This window comes from Streptomyces sp. NPDC029159 (assembly GCF_055564055.1).
Genome location: NZ_JBVHWT010000004.1, coordinates 458,998 through 477,840, shown reverse-complemented (window position 1 = coordinate 477,840; position 18,843 = coordinate 458,998). Strand labels below are relative to the sequence as shown.

Below are 18,843 nucleotides of genomic sequence, written 5' to 3'. Positions count from 1 at the left end.
GCGTCAGACTGGAACCCCGTGTCACTTCTGTGGGGGAGGTGGCACGGGGCTTTCCGTAGCGGCCGGAGGGCACGAAACCCGAGGTCGGGGGCGTGCCTGGGGGGCCCGGGGGGCGGTGCCTAGGACGGGGAACGGCATGGACTGGGGAACGCTCGCGGGGGCGGTCAGTGGTGGGGCGTTGGCGATGGCGGGGACCGTGCTCGCCGATCGGTTGCGGCATCGGTACGAGGCCGATCGGGGGACCGGGGAGCGGCGGCGGGGCGTGTATCTGGAGTTCATCACGGCGGCGGAGGCGTGCCATACGCGGTTGCGGGCGCTCGCCAAGGAGCCCGGGGCCGCCGATCTGGAGGCGGCCGGGCGGGCGGCGCTGAGCGAGGCGGGGATCTACGAGGCGCGGGAGCGGCTGTTCCTGGAGGCGACCACCGGGGTGGCCGGGGCCGGGCAGGCGATGTTCGAGCGGCTGCGGGCGCTTCAGCGCGCGGTGTCGGGCGGCGCGGGGACGGACTCGGCCGCCTTCCACGACGCCCATCACCCCTACATCGGCGCGGTGTGGGCCTACCGCGTCGCCGTACGCGAAGAGTTGGAGGGTCAGCCGCTCGCGCCCGCCGATTTCGGCTGGGGCCGGTGGGACGGTACGGACCGGTGCCCGAGGTGCCGGGAGGTGGCCGCGGCGGGGGTGTGAACGGGCGGGCGTCGTACGGGCGTCGTACGGACGTTTCGGCCCCGCGCCGCCGGTCGCCAGGTGATGCTGGGGCGATGAACGAGGTGAGCGACGGTGCGCGTGCCCGGGTGTTCGACGCGGATGCCGTCCACTACGCGGTGAGCAGGCCCTCGTATCCGCCCGCGCTGTTCGACTTCGTGGCGGAGCGCCTGGGTCGCCCCCTGGCGGGCGTCCGGGTCGCCGATGTCGGGGCGGGCACCGGGATCGCGACCGCGGTGCTGCGGGAGCGCGGCGCCGAGGTGATCGCGGTGGAGCCGGGGGCGGCGATGGCGGCGGAGCTGCGCCGGGCTCTGCCGGACGTACCGCTGGTCCGGGGCGACGGCAACGCGCTGCCGCTCGCGGATGCCTCCTGCGATCTCGTCACGTATGCGCAGTCCTGGCAGTGGACCGACACCGCGCGTTCCGTACCGGAGTCGCGGCGGGTGCTGCGCGGAGGCGGGGCGTTGGCGGTCTGGTGGAACACCACCGCCTTCGACGTGCCGTGGCTGCACGCGCAGCACGAGCGGATCGCCCGCCACTGCGGGGTGGCACCGCGGTCCGCGACCCGGCCCGACGACGCGACGGCGACCCGGCTGGCGGGCCTCGCGGGTCTGCGCGTCGCGCGGCGGCTGCTCCCCTGGGGCCGGGCCGTGCCGCTCGGCACCCACCTCGCCAACATCGGCAGCCGCTCGGCCCTCCTCGTCCTCGAACCGGCCGCGCGCCGCGCTTTTCTCGACGCGGAGCGCGAGCGGTTGGAGGTGGAATTCCCCGGTGGGGTGGTGGAGGAGCGGTACGTGGTGGATGTGCTGGTGGCGGGGGAGCGGTGAGGGCCGGCCCGTCTCAGATCGCGCGGCGGGCCACGGCGCCGACCGCGCCGCCCGCGTCGAGGCGGGGAATGCGCTGCTGGGCGGCGTGGATGGCGGCGCGGTAGCGGGGGTCGGGGCGGAGCGCGTACTCGCGCAGGCACGCCTCGGTGAACTTGATGACGTGTTCGTCGCCGTGATCGGCGGCGCGTCCGGCCTGGTCGGCGAGGGGCGGCAGGTCGGGGACCTCGTCGCGCCAGGCGTCCGTGCCCTCGCCGCGCCGGTCGGTGGTGAACGCCAGCAGGAACGCGGTGTGGACCTGCCAGAGCCGGGCCAGCGTCGGTTCGTACAGCTCGTACGGGAGGTGGGGCAGGACGAGGCGGACGGCGGCGGGGGCGGTGACGCCGTGGATGAGGGGGACGGGTGGGACCTCGGGGTGGCCGAGGTAGACGTCGGCGAACTGGAGTGTCATGTCGCCGAGCAGGCGCGGTGCGTGCTCGGGGGCGAGGCGGTCCAGGCTCTCGTGGTAGCCGGGGTGGTCGGTGAGGGCATCGAGGCGGTGGCGGACGACGTCCGGGGTGAGGCCGCCGTTCCGCGGGTCGCGGGGGAGCGCGGCGACGGCGGACGGGAGGGTGAAGGTGCCGTGCAGGTGGGGCACGCCGGGGAGTTCGGTGTAGCGGGCGGCCCAGTAGGCGAGGCCGCGGGCGAGTTCGGTGAGCTGGAGGCGGGTGGCGTCGGCGCCGGCCGCGTGGAGGCCGCGGACGGCGTGGGCGGTGCGGATCAGGCCGTGCGTCAGGCCCGCGAACAGGCCGGGGAGCAGCCGCGGCCACCAGCGGACGAGGACGTCGCGCCAGGGGGCGTCGGTGAGTTCCCGGGTGAAGAGGGCTTCCCAGTCGCCGGCCCGGTCGAAGGCGCCGAGGGCGGGGCGCCAGGACGACGGGTCGGCGGGGTCGAGGGGGAAGCGGGCGGCAGGCGGGGCGTGGTGGTCGAGGGCGCTGCGGTAGCGGCCGACCCAGCGGGCGACGTCGTCCTCGTGGCCGAGTGCGGCGAGCGCCTCGGCGCCCATGGGGCCGTGGCTGGCGAGGTCGACGCCCTGCCCGCGCTCGTAGCCGAGGTCGTCCATCCGCTCCAGGGCGTCGTTGAGGGCATCGCGGTATCCGGTCGACGGCATGGTCTCCCCGTTCTGGGTGGTGGAGTGCGAGGCAACTTCATTCGGATTCCTGAATAGTTTGGATATCCGAAGCGTCTAGGATCGGAGTATGCCTCATACGCACGAGCCGGGGAAGAGTCCCCGGGTGCCGGACCCCGCGGAACTCGAAGTCATCGGTCTCGTACCGCTGTTGGCGCCGTTCTTCCGGGCCGGCGCCGTCGCCGACCTCATGCCGGAGAAGATGCGGGAGACGATGGCGGCGCACGGGCTGACCGCCCGGCACGGCGCGGTCCTGCCGCAGCTGCTGTCCGGCGGCCCGCTGACCGTCGGCGAGATCGCGCGGCGGCTCCAGGTGTCCCTGCCGACCGCGAGCGAACTGGTCGGCGCCCTCAACCGCGCCGGGATGGTCACCCGCACGGAGGACCCGGCCAACCGCCGCCGCATCCTGGTCGCGCTCGCCGACGCCTACCGCCCGGCCCTCGAAACGTTCGTCGCCCGCCGCTCCGAACCCCTCCTGCGCGCCCTCGACGGACTCACCCCCGAGGAACGCGCAGGATTCCTGGCGGGGTTGACGGGATGGGTGCGGGAGATCAGGGAGAGCTAGGGGGTTAGGGGGAGAACCGGCAGAGTGGGGAGAGGGATCAGGGAGATCTCGGGGTCCCGTCCGCCGTACCTCAACTCCCCGCCGGGCAGGGATCAGCCCGGGGGCCCACCCACCCCCTACGGGACATCCCGCACCCCCACCCCGCCCCACCCCCTCACCCCGTAAGGGCCCCTCGCCCCGCCCCCGTACGGGCCCCCGCTACACCCCCACATCCCTCCGCTGCACATCCTCCAGGCACTCCCGTCGCACCAGCAGCCGGGCCTCGCCGTCGCGGACCGCGGCCACCGGGGGCCGGCCCACCAGGTTGTATCCGGAGGCCATCGACAGCTGGTACGCCCCGGCGACGGGGACGGCCAGCAGGTCGCCGGGGTGGATGTCGGCGGGCAGCGGGACGCCGGCGGCGAGGATGTCGCCCGCCTCGCAGTGCCGTCCGACGACCGTGGTGGGCCGTACGGCGGCCTCGGGGCGGCGCCCGACCAGCCGGGGCGCGTACCGCACGCCGTACAGCGCCGGGCGCGGGTTGTCGCTCATCCCGCCGTCGACGGCGACGAAGGCCCGGCCGCCGGTGTCCTTGACGGCGAGGACGCGGTAGAGCGCGACGCCCGCGGGTCCGGCGACGGCGCGGCCCGGTTCGATGAGCAGGCGGGGCACGGTCAGTCCGGCGACCGCGCAGCTCTCGACGAGTTCGGCACGGAGCCGCCGGGCCAGCGTGGTCAGGTCGAGCGCGGGGGCGCCGGGGCGGTAGGCGATGCCGTGGCCGCCGCCCATGTCCAGCTCCGGCAGGGCCACGCCATGGGTGTCACGGACCCGGGCCATCAGGCCGACGACGCGGCGCAGCGCCGCGAGGTAGGGCCGGACGGAGGTGATCTGGGAGCCGATGTGGCAGTGCAGGCCGGTCAGTTCGAGCTGGGGCTGGCCGAGGATGCGGGCGATGGCGTGCTGCGCGGAGCCGTCGGTGAGGGAGAGGCCGAACTTCTGGCCGTCGGTGCCCGTACGGATCTTCTCGTGGCCGCCGGCGGAGATGCCGGGGACGACCCGCACCATCACCTTCTGGTGGCCCCTGGGGCCGACGAGGGCGGCGAGGCGGGCGATCTCGGACGGGTTGTCGATGACGATCCGGCCGACGCCGAGCCGCAGCGCGCTGTCGAGGTCGCGGGGGGATTTGGCGTTGCCGTGCAGCAGGATGCGGCGCGGGTCGAAACCGGCGGCGACGGCGAGTTCCAGCTCGCCGGCCGAGCAGACATCCAGGCCGAGCCCTTCCTCGTCGATCCAGCGGACCAGGGCGCGGCAGAGGAACGCCTTGGCGGCGTAGTGGACGTCGGCGTCGGGGAACGCGTCGCGGTAGGTGCGGCAGCGGGCCCGGACCTCCGTCTCGTCGAGGACGTAGACGGGGGTGTCGAAGCGGCGGGCGGCCTCGGTGAGGGGGACGCCGCCGACGGCGAGGTCGCCGTCGGGCAGGCGGGTGGTGGTGGACGGCCAGACGGAGAGGTCGTCGGCGTCGGCGGGGAGGACGGGGAGGGCCGCGGTGGTCATGGCGGCGCCTCTCAGACGGTCCGGGCGGCGCGGCGGACGGGCTGCGGCGGGACGCTCGCGCGGGTGGGCGGGGTGGCGCGGGGGGCGGTGAACGTCGGGTCGACGGTCAGCCGCGGGGCGCCGGACGGGGCGGCGAGGGCGCGCAGCGCGGCCTCGGACAGCCGGATCCAGGGCTGTGCTCCGCCGAGGGTGGCGGCCAGCCGGCCGGGGCTGGTGAAGCCGACGGCGGTCCGGGCACCGAGCGGGGTGCGGAAGAGGCGGAGTGCGGGCCCGGTGGCTCCCGGCCGGACGGGTACGCAGAGCAGTCCGGCCGGGGACGGTTCGTGCGGCTCGGCGTCGTCGTCGTACGAGTGCAGGCACATGCGTCGGTCCTCCGAGGTGTCGGGTGGCCCCGGACGCGGGGAGGCCGCCGGGGCGCACCGAACGTATCCCCGGGCGCGGCGGCCAACGGTCCTGCCCTGACGCCTCCTTGATGGTGGACGGCCCGGCCCTTGCGGATCGCTGACGGGGGGGGGGGGCGGCGGGGTGTCGTCGGGTGCGCTTCGTGGAAGCGGGTGTTAACACCCGGCCGGTACGGTGTGCTCACGTCAAGAGCAGGTCAGCGAGCGGGAAGAGTGGTGTACAAGGTGTTCGGTGACGTAGGGCCCTTGCTGGCCGTTGTGCTCGCGGTGGTGGCGTTGGTGATCTTCCTGATCCCGACGTACGTGGCGTTCCACCGCAAGGTCGAGAACCGCTGGTTGGTGCTGGCGATCAACGTGCTGCTCGGCGGCTCGCTCGTGGGCTGGGTGATCGCCCTCATCCTGGCGACCCGGAAGCCCGCCGTGCAGCAGCAGGCGGCGTGACGGGGTGACGGCGTGAGCGGGGCGCCGGTGCCGGGCGGGGCGTGTGACGGCTCCGCCCCGGGGCGCCCTGACGCGTGGCCCGTCCGGTGCCCGGTCGCGGACATGGGGCGCCGGGAACCATGACGGAACCTTTACGGAAAGGCCCGGGGGAAGAAGTGCGGCGGAGCGCTCCGCCCGGAAGATTCGGCTTCCCGCGGAACAGGGCCCGGGAACTCACCGGAATTCCGGCGGACACGCGCGTCGACTGACTCGGGAGTCAGGAAATCCTCTGCCGTCGGGCCGTCGGCCGCAGATCCGTTTCCGCGCCGGTTTCCCTTGGTGTTTCCATCCGGTGCATGCCCGGTTTGCGCGCCGTATGTCGCGGCTTCGGCGAGGGAATCGGAAATCCGGTGGCGGAGCGCGGGGAACCCGGGAAAGCAGAAAAAGCAGGAGCCCCACTCTCCGCCGAAGTGGCGGCGCGGGGCTCCTTGGGTACTGCTCTTGAGAACTCCTACCAATGGCCGTTACCGGCCGACCCAGGTGCTCAGACCGGGGTGACGTTCTCCGCCTGCGGGCCCTTCGGGCCCTGCGTGACGTCGAAGTTCACCTGCTGGTTCTCCTCCAGGGAGCGGAAACCAGAGGCGTTGATCGCGGAGTAGTGGACGAAGACATCCGGGCCGCCGCCGTCCTGGGCGATGAAGCCGAAGCCCTTTTCAGCGTTGAACCACTTGACGGTTCCGGTAGCCATAAGCCCTCCTTGGGCCAAAGGGTTGCCCTGCTCCAGAACCTGCAAACAAGTCTGAAAACGACAAAAGCCTGCGGGTCACATGCTCCGCAGGCTCTGTACTGCAAGGGAAACCAAACTGCAACTTGCGCTGAGCGTAGCATGGTGCGCTCGTGCGGTGGAAGAGCCAAAGATCACGTTTACCCGAAGGGGTCAGCAGCACCCATCCGGCGCCCGGCGAGCCATATGCGCCCCCGCCGTGCCCGTTCCCGACCCACGGGTCTAGCCTCCGCATGTGGACAATTCAACCTTTGGAGACGCCCCCGCCGAAGCCGCTGCCGAGGCCCGTCGCAGCCGGCCGCGGGTGGGCCACATCCAGTTCCTGAACTGCCTGCCCCTTTATTGGGGCCTGGCCCGTACGGGCACGCTGCTGGATCTGGAGCTGACCAAGGACACCCCGGAGAAGCTCAGCGAGCAGCTGGTCCGCGGGGAGCTGGACATCGCTCCGGTCACCCTCGTGGAGTTCCTGCGCGCCGCCGACGACCTCGTGGCCTTCCCCGACCTCGCGGTCGGCTGCGACGGCCCGGTGATGTCCTGCGTGATCGTCTCGCAGAAGCCGCTGGACCAGCTGGACGGCGCCCGGGTGGCCCTCGGGTCGACGTCGCGCACCTCGGTGCGGCTGGCGCAGCTGCTCCTCGCCGAGCGGATCGGCGTCAAGCCGGACTACTTCACCTGCCCGCCGGACCTGGGCCTGATGATGCAGGAGGCGGACGCCGCCGTCCTGATCGGGGACGCCGCGCTCCGCGCCAACCTCCACGACGGGCCCCGGCTCGGCCTCCAGGTCCACGACCTGGGGCAGATGTGGAAGGACTGGACGGGCCTGCCGTTCGTCTTCGCCGTCTGGGCCACCCGCCGCGACTACCTGGCGCGCGAGCCGGAGGTCGTGGAGAAGGTCCACGAGGCGTTCCTCGCCTCCCGGGACGTGTCGCTGGAGGAGGTCACCAAGGTCGCCGAGCAGGCCGCCCGCTGGGAGTCCTTCGACGAGTCGGTCCTGGAGAAGTACTTCACGACGCTGGACTTCCGCTTCGGCCCGGACCAGCTGCGCGGTGTCACCGAGTTCGCCCGCCGGGTCGGGCCGACCACCGGTTTCCCCGCCGATGTGGCGGTGGACCTCCTGGGCCGCTGACCGGCCGGGCCACCGGCGCGCGCCGTACCGCCGCGCGCCCCTGACGTCGGCGCCGCGCGGCCCTGACGTCCGCCGCCCGGCCCGCCTCCCGCCGCCCGCCCGGCGGGAGGCCCCCGGGCCGCCGCGGACCCCTGGCGTAGGCTGGGCCGGTCCGTCAATACCCCTCCGAAAGGGACGCTCCGGTGACCGAGAACGCCGACCTCCAGTCCGTACTCGACCGCGCCGCCGAGGGCGGCCGCATCACGCCGGAGGAGGCGCTCGACCTCTACCGTTCCGCGCCGCTGCACGCCCTCGGCCGGGCCGCCGACGCCGTACGCCGCCGCCGCTACGCCGGCACCGAGCACATCGCGACGTACATCATCGAGCGGAACATCAACTACACCAACGTCTGCGTGACAGCCTGCAAGTTCTGCGCGTTCTACGCGGCGCCGAAGGACACCAAGAAGGGCTGGACCCGCGACCTCGACGACATCCTGCGCCGCTGCGCGGAGACCGTCGAGCTGGGCGGCACCCAGATCATGTTCCAGGGCGGCCACCACCCGGACTACGGCGTCGAGTACTACGAGGAGCACTTCTCCGCGATCAAGAAGGCGTACCCGCAGCTGGTCATCCACTCGCTGGGCGCCTCCGAGATCGAGCACATGGCCCGCATCTCCAAGGTCTCGGTCGACGAGGCGATCCGCCGGATCCACGCCGCCGGCCTCGACTCGTTCGCCGGCGCCGGTGCCGAGCTGCTGCCGGAGCGGCCCCGCAAGGCCATCGCGCCGCTGAAGGAGTCCGGCGAGCGCTGGCTGGAGATCATGGAGATCGCCCACAACCTGGGCGTGGAGTCCACCTCCACCATGCTGATGGGCACCGGCGAGACCAACGCCGAGCGGATCGAGCACCTGCGGATGATCCGCGACGTCCAGGACCGTACGGGCGGCTTCCGCGCCTTCATCCCGTACACCTACCAGCCGGAGAACAACCACCTGAAGGGCCGGACGCAGGCGACGCTCTTCGAGTACCTGCGGATGATCGCCATCGCGCGGATCTTCCTCGACAACGTCGCCCACATCCAGGGCTCCTGGCTGACCACCGGCAAGGAGATCGGCCAGCTGTCGCTGCACTACGGCGCCGACGACCTCGGTTCGATCATGCTGGAGGAGAACGTCGTCTCCTCCGCCGGTGCCAAGCACCGCTCCAACCGCCAGGAGATCATCGACCTGATCCGCAAGGCGGGCCGCGTCCCCGCGCAGCGCGCCACCACGTACGAGCACCTCGCCGTCCACGACGACCCGGCGAACGACCCGGTCGACGAGCGCGTCGCCTCGCACATCTCCTCCACCGCGATCGAGGGCGGCACGGCGCACCCCGAGCTGAAGCTCGTCGAGGCGAACTGAGCGCGCGGTGCTGACCCTGCACGTCGCCGAGTCCTCCCCGCAGACCGCGGTGCTGGTCGACGGCGCATCCGTCGCCGCCGTCGGCCCGTACGAGGAGCTGGCCGCCGCCCGCCCCGCCGCGCGGGTGCGGCGGTGGCCCGGCATCCTCACCCCGGGGCTGCTCAACCCGTACGCGCCCGAGTTGCTCGAAGGCGCCTACCACCCGGACCCGCGCGAGGCCGGTGAGTTCGGTACCGAACCGATCACCGGGGAGCGCGCCCAGGCACTCTTCCGGGCCGACCCGGCGCGGCGCGGTGCCAGCGCCCGGCGCGGGGTGCAGCGGATGCTGGCGCACGGCACCGTCGCCGTCGCCGGGGAGCTGCGCCACCGGGCCGTCGTGGACGCGGTGCGCCGGGCCCATCTCGCGGTCGGGCAGCGCCCGGAGAATCTGCCGGGCCCGGCGTCCTTCTCGCCGTCCCCGCTGGTCCTGCTGCCGCCGCTGACGGCGGGCGGGCCCGCCCGGTTCGCGGTGTTCGACGTGCCGGACCGGGCCGCCCTGGTCCGGCTCGGGGCCGCCACCTGCGTCGCCACGGTCATCGACGGGCGGCTGGTGCACCGCCGCCGCTGACCGCCGCGGTGCCCGGCCCGGCGTCCCTTCCGTCCCGGTGCGTGCCCGGTGCCGGGGGCCGCGGGGCGACGGTGGACAATGGCCGGGTGACCCGAGCATCCCTGGACAAGCAGCCGCACGAAGTCGCCGCGATGTTCGACGACGTGGCGGCGCGCTACGACCTCACCAACGACGTGCTCTCCCTGGGGCAGGCCCGGCTGTGGCGCAAGGAGGTGGACCGGGCGGTCGCCGCGCGGCCCGCCGAGCGCATCCTCGACCTCGCCGCCGGCACCGGCACCTCCTCGCTGCCCTTCGCCCGCACCGGCGCCCACGTCGTGCCGTGCGACTTCTCCGTCGGCATGCTCCGCGAGGGCAAGAAGCGCCACCCGTGGCTGCCGTTCACCGCCGGCGACGGCACCCGGCTGCCCTTCGCGGACGAGGTGTTCGACGCCGTCACCATCTCCTTCGGCCTGCGCAACATCCAGGACACCGACGCCGCCCTCGCCGAGCTGTACCGCGTCACCAAGCCCGGCGGCCGCGTCGTGATCTGCGAGTTCAGCGAGCCGACGTGGGGCCCGTTCCGCACCGTCTACACCGAGTACCTGATGCGGGCGCTGCCGCCGGTCGCCCGCGCGGTCAGCAGCAACCCGGACGCGTACGTCTACCTCGCCGAGTCGATCCGCAGCTGGCCCAACCAGCCCGCGCTCGCCGCCCGCCTCCAGGGCGTCGGCTGGTCGAAGGTGGCCTGGCGCAACCTCACCGGCGGCATCGTCGCCCTGCACCGCGCCACCCGCCCCGCGCACTGACGCCGCCGCCCCGCACACTGACGCCGCCGGCCGGGGCGGTCACGACACCTGCCCCGGCCGCCGGCTCACCTCACAGCGTCAGCCGGTAGCAGTACGCCGTGACCCCCGGCTTCTCGTACGTCTCCGCCCGCCGCATGCCGAGCCGTTCGGCGACCGCGATCGACCGGGCGTTCCGGGTGTTGATCATCGCGACGACCTCGGGGACACCGGCCGCCCGGACGTCGTCCAGCGCCGCGCGTGCCGCGGCGGTCGCGTACCCCTTGCCCCAGTGGTCGCGCCCCAGCCGCCAGCCGATCTCGATCTCGCCGACCGGGCCCCACGCCTCCTGCGGCCAGGGCTGGGCGCCGGTGAAGCCGAGGACCGTGCCGACCGGATCGAGCAGCGTGTAGAAGCAGTAGCCGCGTTCGGCGTGGTGGCGGCGCTGGCGGGCCGTCCATTCGTCGTAGAAGGAGAGTTCGGCCGGGGCGCCGCCGTGGAACTCCATGACCTCGGGGTGGGCGAAGACGTGGTGCCAGTTCCAGGCGTCCTCCTCGGTGGGTACCCGCAGTGCGACGGCGGGAGGTGCGCCGTCCGTGCTCGTCTTCGTCATCGGCTTCACGGCCAACCCTTCAGGATCTGATCACCAAGGCCCCCATAGACTGCCCATGCCCGGTGCCGTTCGGCACCCGGATATGCAGAAATCCAGATATCGACTTCCCTGGAGATCCCCCGTGACCGAGTCCGCGCCCGTGACCGAGTCCGCGCCCGCCGCCGAGCGGCGCTCAGAGCACAGCGCGGATGTGATCGTCGTCGGCGCCGGTCCCGCCGGATCCGCGACCGCCTACCACCTCGCCCAGGCCGGACTCGACGTCCTCCTCCTGGAGAAGACCGCGTTCCCCCGCGAGAAGGTCTGCGGCGACGGTCTGACGCCGCGCGCCGTCAAGCAGCTGGTCGCGATGGGTATCGACATCTCCGAGGAGGCGGGCTGGCTGCGCAACAAGGGCCTGCGCATCATCGGCGGCGGCTCCCGCCTCCAGCTCGACTGGCCCGACCTCGCGTCCTTCCCGGACTACGGACTCGTCCGCAAGCGCGACGACTTCGACGAACAGCTCGCCCGCCAGGCGCAGAAGGCCGGCGCCCGGCTGTACGAGCGCTGCAACGTCGGCGCGCCGATCGTCCACGAACTCACCGGCCGCATCACCGGCGTCCACGCCAAGCTCGGTGAGGAGAAGACGCCGGTCACCTTCCACGCGCCGCTGGTCGTGGCCGCCGACGGCAACTCCACCCGCCTCTCCGTCGCGATGGGCCTGCACCGCCGCGAGGACCGTCCGATGGGCGTCGCGGTCCGTACGTACTTCACCTCCCCGCGCCACGACGACGACTACCTGGAGTCCTGGCTGGAGCTGTGGGACCGCCGCGGCGAGCAGGACCGGCTGCTGCCCGGCTACGGCTGGATCTTCGGCATGGGCGACGGCACCAGCAACGTCGGCCTCGGCATCCTCAACTCCTCGTCCGCCTTCAAGGAGCTGGACTGGCGCGAGATCCTCAAGGCGTGGTGCGCCTCCATGCCCGAGGAGTGGGGCTACACCCCCGAGAACATGACGACGACGATCCGCGGCGCGGCCCTGCCGATGGCCTTCAACCGCCAGCCGCACTACACCCGCGGTCTGCTGCTCGTCGGCGACGCGGGCGGGCTGGTCAACCCGTTCAACGGCGAGGGCATCGCGTACGCCATGGAGTCCGGCGCGCTGGCCGCCGAGGTCATCGTGCAGGCCCACGCCCGCACCACCTACCTCCAGCGTGAACGGGCCCTGGAGCGCTACCCGAAGGTCCTCAAGGAGACCTACGGCGGCTACTACTCGATGGGCCGCGCGTTCGTGAAGCTCATCGGCAATCCGAAGGTCATGCAGATCGCCACCCAGCGCGGGCTGACCCACCCGCTGCTGATGCGCTTCACCCTCAAGATGCTCGCCAACCTCACCGACCCCACGGGCGGCGACGCGATGGACCGCATCATCAACGGGCTGAGCAAGGTGGCCCCGAAGGCGTGAACCGCCGGGCGCCGCACGGCGCCCCGCGTCACCTCACCGGGTACGCCTGACCCCGAGAACGTCCTCTTCCGAGCAGGTCACGCATGGTCCGTGCGGGGCGGGGGGAGGACGGAGGGGATTCATTCGCCCGTGGAGTGTGAGGTCAAGAGTTGGACGCGATGATCAGGGACGCCGAGGGAGCGCGCGACGAGCTGCGGGCCGCGCTGCTGGGGGTCGGTGTCGTCCTGCCCACCCTGCGGCTCGACGCCGCGTCGGTCGCCGGGGAGGACCCCCGGCCGCTGGTGGAGCTGGGACGCTGCTCGCCGGACGTGGCGCGGCAGCTCGCCGCTGTACTCCGCCGCTGCGCGCTGCACAGCACGTACGAGCGGAACCGGCAGGGCGCGGGCAGCGCCCCGTGACCGCGGACGGCCCGCCCGGGAAACCAGGCGGGCCGTGAGCCGGGGCGGTGCGCCCGGGGACGGTCCGTCAGGGGCGCGCCGCCCCGCCGTCGGGGCGCCCGGCCGCGCCGCGCTCCCGGCGCCGGGACAGCAGATATCCGCCGGCCGCGGTCGCCGCGAGGACGGCGCCGCCCGCCGCCAGCAGGGTGGCGGCACTCCGGTCCCCGGCGGTGATCCGCGCCAGCTCCGCGAACCGCACCTCGGTCGTCGGACGGTGCTCCGCCGCGCCGCCGCCACCGGCGGCCACCGGTCCGTGCGGGGCACCGGGGCGTGAGGTGTCGGGACGTGAGGTGCCGGGGCGTGCCGCGTCCGGGCCGCCGGAGGCCGGGCCTTTCGGGCCCGGCTTCTTCGTGTCCCGGGCCCCGGGGCGCGGTGCCGTGCCCGGTGCCGGGGCGTTCCCGGCGGGCGGACCGGACGGGGTGGTGTGCGGCGCGGTGGACGGCGCACCGGACGGGGCGTGCGCCGGGGCGTGGTCCGCGACGGTGGTCCGTACGGTGACGCTCCAGGGCGCGCTGTCCGGACAGACGCCCTCGATCGCCCACGCCGCCCGGGCGTCGGCCCGCGCGGCGGCGGCCTCGTCGATCGGCCCGAGGCCCAGCGGCACCCGGGGGGCGGTCTGCGCCGCGCCCCGGTAGGTGCCGGTGTTCCCCTGGCGCTCCAGGGTGACGGTGCCGTCCCGCAGCACCCGCCCCTCGCCGCTGATGTTCCGCGGCATCCGCTCCTCGTCGCGTACCGCGCAGGTCACCGCCACGGTGACGGACCGGCCGCGGCGTACGGACGCCGGGCTGACGGAGGCGGACGGTCCGTCGGCGGAGGCGGCCGCCCGGGATATGGCGGCGTCGGCGGATATGGTCCGCGCCGGTGTGGCCGCGGCCGACGGGGCGGTGAGGGCGACGGCGGCCGCGCCGAGCGCGGAGGCGGCCAGGGTGCACGCGGCGCGGGACATGCGGGTCCTCCTGGGACGGCGTGGGGGAGCGCCCGGTCGGGCGCCCGGGCCCCGCACACCGCCGGTGTGCCGGGCCCGCTTCCGTAGCCATGTCAGCCGAGCCGCGGCCGGGGCGCACGCGGAGCGGCGCGGGGGAGGGGCGCCCGTGGGCCGAACGGGCGGTGTGCCGGGTGGGCGCGTTCCCCGGTGCGCCGCCCGGTGCCGCCCGTGGCCGTCCGTCAGCCGTCAGCCATCAGCCGGTGGCCGGGACCGTGGCCGGTGCGGACGGCGGCCCGGACCTGCGGGCTGATGGAGCGTTCGGCCGCGGCGTCGGCGGCGGCGTCGAGGCGGAGGCCGCCGCCGGGTCACTCGTGCGGGTGGAAACCGTCCGAAACTCTGCGGCCCACGGTGCGAAGAGCCCACCACGCACGCCAAGGGCCGCCCCTCCCGAGCGGTGGGAGGAGCGGCCCGAGCAGGACGCGCTACGGAGCGGTCGGTCCGTCAGAGAGGGTGACGGCGGTGCACCGGTGGGAGTGGGTGCCGGTGGGCGTCACGGACGGGTGTGCTCCGTGGGAGGTGCCGGTCTCAGAGGACGCGGACGGCACCGGTGGGCTGGTCGTAGCTGAGCGGGCGCTCGACCACGCCGGTGCTGGAGTTCTGGGCGCCGATGAAGTTGCCGTTCCCGACGTAGACGCCCACGTGGTAGGCGCTGCCCGCGCTGCCCCAGTAGAGGATGTCGCCGACCTGGAGGTTGCTCAGGCCGACCTGGGTGCCGGCGGTCGACTGATCCTGCGAGACGCGCGGCAGCTGGATGCCGATCTGGCGGAACGCGGTCTGGGTGAGGCCGGAGCAGTCGTACGCGGAGGGGCCGGTGGAGCCCGAGATGTACGCCTTGCCGACCTGGGCACGGAGGAAGGAGAGCAGCGTGGCGGTGGAGCCGGTGGCACCGGTGGACGGCGTGCTGTCGCCGGAGCCGGTGGAGCCGGAGTCCGAGGAGTCACCACCCGTCAGGCTGGTGCGGTCGGCGGAGCGGGAGGCCCGCACCTGCTCGGCCTCGGCGGCCTTCTTCTTGGCCTCCGCCGCCTTCTTCTTCGCCTCGGCGGCCTTCTTCTCGGCCTCGGCCTTGTCCTTCTTCGCGGCCTTGGCGGCGTTCGACACCGCCCGGTCCTGCGCGGCCTGACGCTCGTACACCTCGGCGACCTGCTGGGTCGCGTCGGCGCTCTCGGCGAGGTCGACGGTGAGCGCCGTCGTGATGGTCGGCAGCTCCTGCGTCTCGGCCACCGGCTTGTCGGCGGCGTTGGCCGGAACGGTCGCGCCGGTCACCGCGAGGGTGAGGAAGCCACCGGTCACGCCCGCACGCAGGGCCCGCGAGGACGCGGAACGGCGGGGCTTCCGGTGGCTGGGTATGAGTGCGTTCGGGGACATGGCACCACGGCTATCAAGAGTCACAGGTTGCTGCCAACAAAGGTGGCCTGTGCCACACTTGACGCGTTCATGGTGAACAAAAGGGATTTATTTCCGCGCGCAATGCCGCTCGAACGGTGTCCGAAAATCGCGATCATGCACCTAGCCACGGCTTTTACGGCCGATACGGGTGCGGAGGGGCGCCTATCACCTCTGCGGGCGCCACGCCAAGGCTTCCCGGCGGTCAAGGAGTTATGGCGCGAAACCGCGTGGGATAGCTCACTCGTGAGTGCCCGTTATGTTCCCGTGACCCGGCCGTGCCTCGGCGCTCGTGAAGGCGTGCACGTACGAACGATCACGAGCGGTCCACGGGATGGCCACATCATCGGCTGGGCGGCTTATAGCAGTTGGCCGCGTCCAGCACCAATTTGCTTGCACGGTCCCTGTCTTGATAGTGACGCAGCCGCTTTGACCAGCGGTAACCCGTATGAATGTCACCTCTCGTGATCACTCGCGCGCTTCACGTGCGTAGATCACCGCTCATCCGACTTCATGATCCTTCGTCAGGTGGTGGAGATCACAAAGGCGTTGGTGTACCCCGTGTCGCAGATCACAGGAGGACGGGCATAGGATGCAGGCGGTCCGGGCTTGTGAACTGCCTCACATGCGCACGATCTCTGTGGGGCGAGCCCGGGCGGACCGCCATCCAGTCATCGTCGACTGAAGGGAGCGAGGACGGTGAACGCCTATGCGCCCATCCTCGTACTGGGAGCCCTCGGGGCAGGCTTTGCGATCTTCTCCGTCGTGATGGCCACGCTCGTCGGACCCAGGCGCTACAACCGGGCCAAGCTCGAAGCGTACGAATGCGGAATCGAGCCGACCCCGCAGCCGGCCGGCGGCGGTCGCTTCCCGATCAAGTACTACCTGACGGCGATGCTCTTCATCGTCTTCGACATCGAGATCGTCTTCCTCTACCCCTGGGCCGTCACCTTCGACGCCCTGGGGCTGTTCGGGCTCGTCGAGATGCTCCTCTTCGCGCTCACCGTCTTCGTCGCCTACGCCTATGTATGGCGTCGTGGCGGCCTGGAATGGGACTAGGGGTCACCCATGGGACTTGAAGAGAAGCTGCCCAGCGGCTTTCTGCTGACCACCGTCGAACAGGCCGCGGGCTGGGTACGCAAATCCTCCGTCTTCCCCGCCACCTTCGGGCTCGCCTGCTGCGCCATCGAGATGATGACGACCGGCGCCGGCCGCTACGACCTCGCCCGCTTCGGCATGGAGGTCTTCCGCGGCTCCCCGCGCCAGGCCGATCTGATGATCGTGGCCGGCCGGGTCAGCCAGAAGATGGCGCCGGTGCTGCGGCAGGTCTACGACCAGATGCCGAACCCGAAGTGGGTGATTTCCATGGGGGTTTGCGCATCGTCGGGCGGGATGTTCAACAACTACGCCATTGTTCAGGGTGTCGACCACATTGTCCCCGTTGACATCTATTTGCCGGGATGCCCGCCGCGCCCCGAGATGCTGCTGGATTCCATCCTCAAGCTCCACCAGAAGATCCAGGAGTCCAAGCTCGGCGTCAATCAGCGGCAGGCGGCCCGTGAGGCGGAGGAAGCCGCGCTCAAGGCACTCCCGACGATCGAGATGAAGGGACTGCTGCGGTGAGCGAGCAGGACGACCCCAACGCACCCGGCCAGAACGTCCCGGCCCAGCGCGACGACACCGGCGACCTCATCGCCACCCGCCGCGGCATGTTCGGCGCCGCCAATGGCGGCGACACCTCCGGCTACGGCGGCCTCGTCCGCACCGTACGGCTGCCCGGCGCGAGCACCCGCCCCTACGGCGGCTGGTTCGACGAGGTCGCCGACGAGCTGGAGGGCGCCCTGGAGGAACAGGGTCTGGTCCCCGAGAACGTCATCGAGAAGACCGTCGTCGACCGCGACGAGCTGACCTTCCACATCGAGCGGGAGTACCTCCCGGCCGTCGCCCGCACGCTCCGCGACGACCCCGCGCTCCGCTTCGAACTGTGCACCGGCGTCAGCGCCGTCCACTTCCCGGATGACAAGGGCCGCGAGCTGCACGCCGTCTACCACCTGCGCTCGATCACCCACAACCGGCTGATCCGGCTGGAGGTCTCGGCCCCCGACGCCGACCCCCACATCCCGTCGGTCGTCGACGTCTACCCGACCAACGACTGGCACGAGCGCGAGGCGTACGACTTCTTCGGCATCGTCTTCGACGGCCACCCGGCGCTCACCCGGATCATGATGCCCGACGACTGGCAGGGCTTCCCGCAGCGCAAGGACTACCCGCTCGGCGGCATCCCCGTCGAGTACAAGGGCGCCCAGATCCCGGCTCCCGACCAGCGGAGGTCGTACAGCTGATGACTCCTTCCCCTTCCCCCGCCGAAGCGTCCGCCGCCCCCGGGCCGCGCGAGACGACCGAGGGCGCCGTCTACACCGTCACCGGCGGCGACTGGGACGAGATCGCGACGGCCGCCGCCGCGTCCGACGACGAACGCATCATCGTCAACATGGGCCCCCAGCACCCCTCCACGCACGGCGTGCTGCGGCTCATCCTGGAGATCGACGGCGAGACCGTCACCGAGGCCCGCTGCGGTATCGGCTACCTCCACACCGGCATCGAGAAGAACCTCGAATACCGGACGTGGACCCAGGGCACGACGTTCGTCACGCGCATGGACTACCTGACGCCGTTCTTCAACGAGACGGCGTACTGCCTCGCGGTGGAGAAACTCCTCGGCATCACCGACCAGATCCCCGACCGGGCCACCGTCATCCGCGTGCTGCTGATGGAGCTCAACCGCCTCTCCTCCCACCTCGTGGCCATCGCCACCGGCGGTATGGAGCTGGGCGCCACCACCATCATGATCTACGGCTTCCGCGACCGGGAACACGTCCTCGACCTCTACGAGTTGATCACCGGCCTGCGGATGAACCACGCGTACATCCGCCCCGGCGGGCTCGCCCAGGACCTCCCGCCCGGCGCCGTCGACCAGGTCCGCGCCTTCGTCAAGAAGATGCGCAAGAACCTCCCCGAGTACGACAAACTCGCCAGCGGCAACCCGGTGTTCAAAGGCCGCATGGAGGGCATCGGCTACCTCGACCTGGCCGGCTGTCTCGCCACCGGCGCCACCGGCCCCATCCTCCGCGCCGCCGGCCTCCCGCACGACCTGCGCAAGACCCAGCCGTACTGCGGTTACGAGACCTACGACTTCGAGGTGCCGACCGCCGACACCTGCGACGCCTACGGCCGTTTCCTGATCCGGCTGGAGGAGATGCGCCAGTCGCTGCGGATCGTCGAGCAGTGCCTGGACCGGCTGGAGCCCGGGCCCGTGATGGTCGCCGACAAGAAGATCGCCTGGCCCGCGCAGCTCGCCCTCGGGCCGGACGGTCTCGGCAACAGCCTCGACCACATCAAGAAGATCATGGGCACCTCGATGGAAGCCCTCATCCACCACTTCAAGCTGGTCACCGAGGGCTTCCGGGTCCCCCCGGGCCAGGCGTACACCGCCGTGGAGTCCCCCAAGGGCGAACTGGGCGTGCACGCCGTCAGCGACGGCGGCACCCGCCCCTACCGCGTGCACTTCCGCGATCCGTCCTTCACCAACCTGCAGGCCATGGCGGCCATGTGCGAAGGCGGCCAGGTCGCCGACGTCATCGTCGCCGTCGCATCCATCGACCCCGTGATGGGAGGCGTCGACCGGTGACCGAGAACGCTGCGACGAGCCTGGG

21 protein-coding genes are annotated in these 18,843 nt (G+C 72.3%); 14 read left to right on the top strand and 7 right to left on the bottom strand.

Going from position 1 to position 18,843, the window contains the following annotated elements; genetic code table 11:
* The first annotated feature begins 136 nt into the window (after positions 1 to 136).
* On the top strand, positions 137 to 682 hold the full coding sequence (locus ACZ4U4_RS11840; RefSeq protein WP_467871917.1) for a CchlQ: 546 nt from the start codon (positions 137 to 139) through the stop codon (positions 680 to 682).
* 74 nt (positions 683 to 756) lie between these two features.
* Entirely contained in the window at positions 757 to 1,527 is a 771-nt protein-coding gene (locus tag ACZ4U4_RS11835) for a class I SAM-dependent methyltransferase (RefSeq protein ID WP_467871914.1), read from the top strand.
* Between the two features lie 13 nt (positions 1,528 to 1,540).
* On the opposite strand, the gene ACZ4U4_RS11830 is transcribed toward ACZ4U4_RS11835, so the two are convergent.
* Positions 1,541 to 2,674, bottom strand: coding sequence for a questin oxidase family protein (locus tag ACZ4U4_RS11830; protein ID WP_467871912.1), 1,134 nt, complete (start codon positions 2,672 to 2,674; stop codon positions 1,541 to 1,543).
* A gap of 124 nt (positions 2,675 to 2,798) precedes the next feature.
* On the opposite strand from ACZ4U4_RS11830, the gene ACZ4U4_RS11825 reads away from it, so the two are divergent.
* A complete protein-coding gene (locus tag ACZ4U4_RS11825) occupies positions 2,799 to 3,257 on the top strand; it encodes a MarR family winged helix-turn-helix transcriptional regulator (protein WP_467871910.1) in 459 nt (152 codons plus the stop codon).
* A 198-nt stretch (positions 3,258 to 3,455) separates the two neighbouring features.
* Here the strand turns inward: ACZ4U4_RS11825 and lysA are convergent, their stop codons facing one another.
* Complete coding sequence (gene lysA / locus ACZ4U4_RS11820; RefSeq protein WP_467871907.1) at positions 3,456 to 4,790, bottom strand: diaminopimelate decarboxylase; 1,335 nt, start codon at positions 4,788 to 4,790, stop codon at positions 3,456 to 3,458.
* Between the two features lie 11 nt (positions 4,791 to 4,801).
* Positions 4,802 to 5,152, bottom strand: a complete 351-nt coding sequence (locus ACZ4U4_RS11815; RefSeq protein WP_467871904.1) for an SAV_915 family protein — start codon at positions 5,150 to 5,152, stop codon at positions 4,802 to 4,804.
* Between the two features lie 285 nt (positions 5,153 to 5,437).
* Here ACZ4U4_RS11815 and ACZ4U4_RS11810 point away from each other — a divergent pair, with 285 nt between their 5' ends.
* Entirely contained in the window at positions 5,438 to 5,632 is a 195-nt protein-coding gene (locus tag ACZ4U4_RS11810; RefSeq protein ID WP_467871902.1) for a superinfection immunity protein, read from the top strand.
* A gap of 523 nt (positions 5,633 to 6,155) precedes the next feature.
* Here the strand turns inward: ACZ4U4_RS11810 and ACZ4U4_RS11805 are convergent.
* A complete protein-coding gene (locus ACZ4U4_RS11805) occupies positions 6,156 to 6,359 on the bottom strand; it encodes a cold-shock protein (protein ID WP_003984261.1) in 204 nt (67 codons plus the stop codon).
* Positions 6,360 to 6,630: 271 nt separating this feature from the next.
* On the opposite strand from ACZ4U4_RS11805, the gene ACZ4U4_RS11800 reads away from it, so the two are divergent.
* The 4 genes from ACZ4U4_RS11800 (at position 6,631) to ACZ4U4_RS11785 (ending at position 10,295) form a co-directional block, all read left to right on the top strand.
* Complete coding sequence (locus ACZ4U4_RS11800; RefSeq protein ID WP_467871898.1) at positions 6,631 to 7,521, top strand: menaquinone biosynthetic enzyme MqnA/MqnD family protein; 891 nt, start codon at positions 6,631 to 6,633, stop codon at positions 7,519 to 7,521.
* Positions 7,522 to 7,703: 182 nt separating this feature from the next.
* Positions 7,704 to 8,903 carry a cyclic dehypoxanthinyl futalosine synthase gene (gene mqnC / locus ACZ4U4_RS11795; RefSeq protein ID WP_467871896.1) on the top strand — a complete coding sequence of 400 codons (1,200 nt, stop codon included), beginning with the start codon at positions 7,704 to 7,706 and terminating at the stop codon, positions 8,901 to 8,903.
* 7 nt (positions 8,904 to 8,910) lie between these two features.
* Positions 8,911 to 9,510 (top strand): hypothetical protein, encoded by a 600-nt coding sequence (locus ACZ4U4_RS11790; RefSeq protein WP_467871893.1) that lies wholly within the window; start codon positions 8,911 to 8,913, stop codon positions 9,508 to 9,510.
* 86 nt (positions 9,511 to 9,596) lie between these two features.
* Positions 9,597 to 10,295 (top strand): demethylmenaquinone methyltransferase, encoded by a 699-nt coding sequence (locus tag ACZ4U4_RS11785; protein WP_467871890.1) that lies wholly within the window; start codon positions 9,597 to 9,599, stop codon positions 10,293 to 10,295.
* A gap of 70 nt (positions 10,296 to 10,365) precedes the next feature.
* Here ACZ4U4_RS11785 and ACZ4U4_RS11780 read toward each other — a convergent pair whose 3' ends face one another.
* Positions 10,366 to 10,884 (bottom strand): GNAT family N-acetyltransferase, encoded by a 519-nt coding sequence (locus ACZ4U4_RS11780; RefSeq protein ID WP_467871888.1) that lies wholly within the window; start codon positions 10,882 to 10,884, stop codon positions 10,366 to 10,368.
* A gap of 121 nt (positions 10,885 to 11,005) precedes the next feature.
* On the opposite strand from ACZ4U4_RS11780, the gene ACZ4U4_RS11775 reads away from it, so the two are divergent.
* Entirely contained in the window at positions 11,006 to 12,325 is a 1,320-nt protein-coding gene (locus tag ACZ4U4_RS11775; RefSeq protein WP_467871885.1) for a geranylgeranyl reductase family protein, read from the top strand.
* 158 nt (positions 12,326 to 12,483) lie between these two features.
* Entirely contained in the window at positions 12,484 to 12,723 is a 240-nt protein-coding gene (locus tag ACZ4U4_RS11770; RefSeq protein WP_467871882.1) for a hypothetical protein, read from the top strand.
* A gap of 67 nt (positions 12,724 to 12,790) precedes the next feature.
* Here the strand turns inward: ACZ4U4_RS11770 and ACZ4U4_RS11765 are convergent, their stop codons facing one another.
* Both ACZ4U4_RS11765 and ACZ4U4_RS11760 read right to left on the bottom strand, forming a co-directional pair.
* Positions 12,791 to 13,708: a hypothetical protein gene (locus ACZ4U4_RS11765; protein WP_467871879.1), complete on the bottom strand. Its 918-nt coding sequence runs from the start codon at positions 13,706 to 13,708 to the stop codon at positions 12,791 to 12,793.
* 564 nt (positions 13,709 to 14,272) lie between these two features.
* Positions 14,273 to 15,112, bottom strand: coding sequence for a C40 family peptidase (locus tag ACZ4U4_RS11760; protein WP_467871876.1), 840 nt, complete (start codon positions 15,110 to 15,112; stop codon positions 14,273 to 14,275).
* A 717-nt stretch (positions 15,113 to 15,829) separates the two neighbouring features.
* On the opposite strand from ACZ4U4_RS11760, the gene ACZ4U4_RS11755 reads away from it, so the two are divergent.
* Genes ACZ4U4_RS11755 through ACZ4U4_RS11740 form a run of 4 tightly spaced genes read left to right on the top strand, consistent with a single transcriptional unit; the run spans position 15,830 to position 18,818 of the window.
* A complete protein-coding gene (locus tag ACZ4U4_RS11755) occupies positions 15,830 to 16,189 on the top strand; it encodes an NADH-quinone oxidoreductase subunit A (protein ID WP_345088450.1) in 360 nt (119 codons plus the stop codon).
* 9 nt (positions 16,190 to 16,198) lie between these two features.
* Complete coding sequence (locus tag ACZ4U4_RS11750) at positions 16,199 to 16,753, top strand: NuoB/complex I 20 kDa subunit family protein (protein WP_467871872.1); 555 nt, start codon at positions 16,199 to 16,201, stop codon at positions 16,751 to 16,753.
* Complete coding sequence (locus ACZ4U4_RS11745; protein WP_467871869.1) at positions 16,750 to 17,472, top strand: NADH-quinone oxidoreductase subunit C; 723 nt, start codon at positions 16,750 to 16,752, stop codon at positions 17,470 to 17,472. The genes ACZ4U4_RS11750 and ACZ4U4_RS11745 overlap by 4 nt, the downstream gene beginning before the upstream one ends.
* Positions 17,472 to 18,818, top strand: coding sequence for an NADH-quinone oxidoreductase subunit D (locus tag ACZ4U4_RS11740; protein ID WP_467871867.1), 1,347 nt, complete (start codon positions 17,472 to 17,474; stop codon positions 18,816 to 18,818). The genes ACZ4U4_RS11745 and ACZ4U4_RS11740 overlap by 1 nt, the downstream gene beginning before the upstream one ends.
* Positions 18,819 to 18,843 lie beyond the last annotated feature (25 nt).

What these genes read in the sequence shown, in the direction of transcription:
- ACZ4U4_RS11740 (WP_467871867.1), top strand. Translation starts at nt 17,472, where the DNA reads ATGACTCCTTCCCCTTCCCCCGCCGAAGCGTCCGCCGCCCCCGGGCCG.
- ACZ4U4_RS11815 (WP_467871904.1), bottom strand. Translation starts at nt 5,152, where the DNA reads ATGTGCCTGCACTCGTACGACGACGACGCCGAGCCGCACGAACCGTCC.
- ACZ4U4_RS11770 (WP_467871882.1), top strand. Translation starts at nt 12,484, where the DNA reads ATGATCAGGGACGCCGAGGGAGCGCGCGACGAGCTGCGGGCCGCGCTG.
- lysA (WP_467871907.1), bottom strand. Translation starts at nt 4,790, where the DNA reads ATGACCACCGCGGCCCTCCCCGTCCTCCCCGCCGACGCCGACGACCTC.
- ACZ4U4_RS11765 (WP_467871879.1), bottom strand. Translation starts at nt 13,708, where the DNA reads ATGTCCCGCGCCGCGTGCACCCTGGCCGCCTCCGCGCTCGGCGCGGCC.
- ACZ4U4_RS11830 (WP_467871912.1), bottom strand. Translation starts at nt 2,674, where the DNA reads ATGCCGTCGACCGGATACCGCGATGCCCTCAACGACGCCCTGGAGCGG.
- ACZ4U4_RS11780 (WP_467871888.1), bottom strand. Translation starts at nt 10,884, where the DNA reads ATGACGAAGACGAGCACGGACGGCGCACCTCCCGCCGTCGCACTGCGG.
- ACZ4U4_RS11805 (WP_003984261.1), bottom strand. Translation starts at nt 6,359, where the DNA reads ATGGCTACCGGAACCGTCAAGTGGTTCAACGCTGAAAAGGGCTTCGGC.
- ACZ4U4_RS11760 (WP_467871876.1), bottom strand. Translation starts at nt 15,112, where the DNA reads ATGTCCCCGAACGCACTCATACCCAGCCACCGGAAGCCCCGCCGTTCC.
- ACZ4U4_RS11750 (WP_467871872.1), top strand. Translation starts at nt 16,199, where the DNA reads ATGGGACTTGAAGAGAAGCTGCCCAGCGGCTTTCTGCTGACCACCGTC.
- ACZ4U4_RS11835 (WP_467871914.1), top strand. Translation starts at nt 757, where the DNA reads ATGAACGAGGTGAGCGACGGTGCGCGTGCCCGGGTGTTCGACGCGGAT.
- ACZ4U4_RS11840 (WP_467871917.1), top strand. Translation starts at nt 137, where the DNA reads ATGGACTGGGGAACGCTCGCGGGGGCGGTCAGTGGTGGGGCGTTGGCG.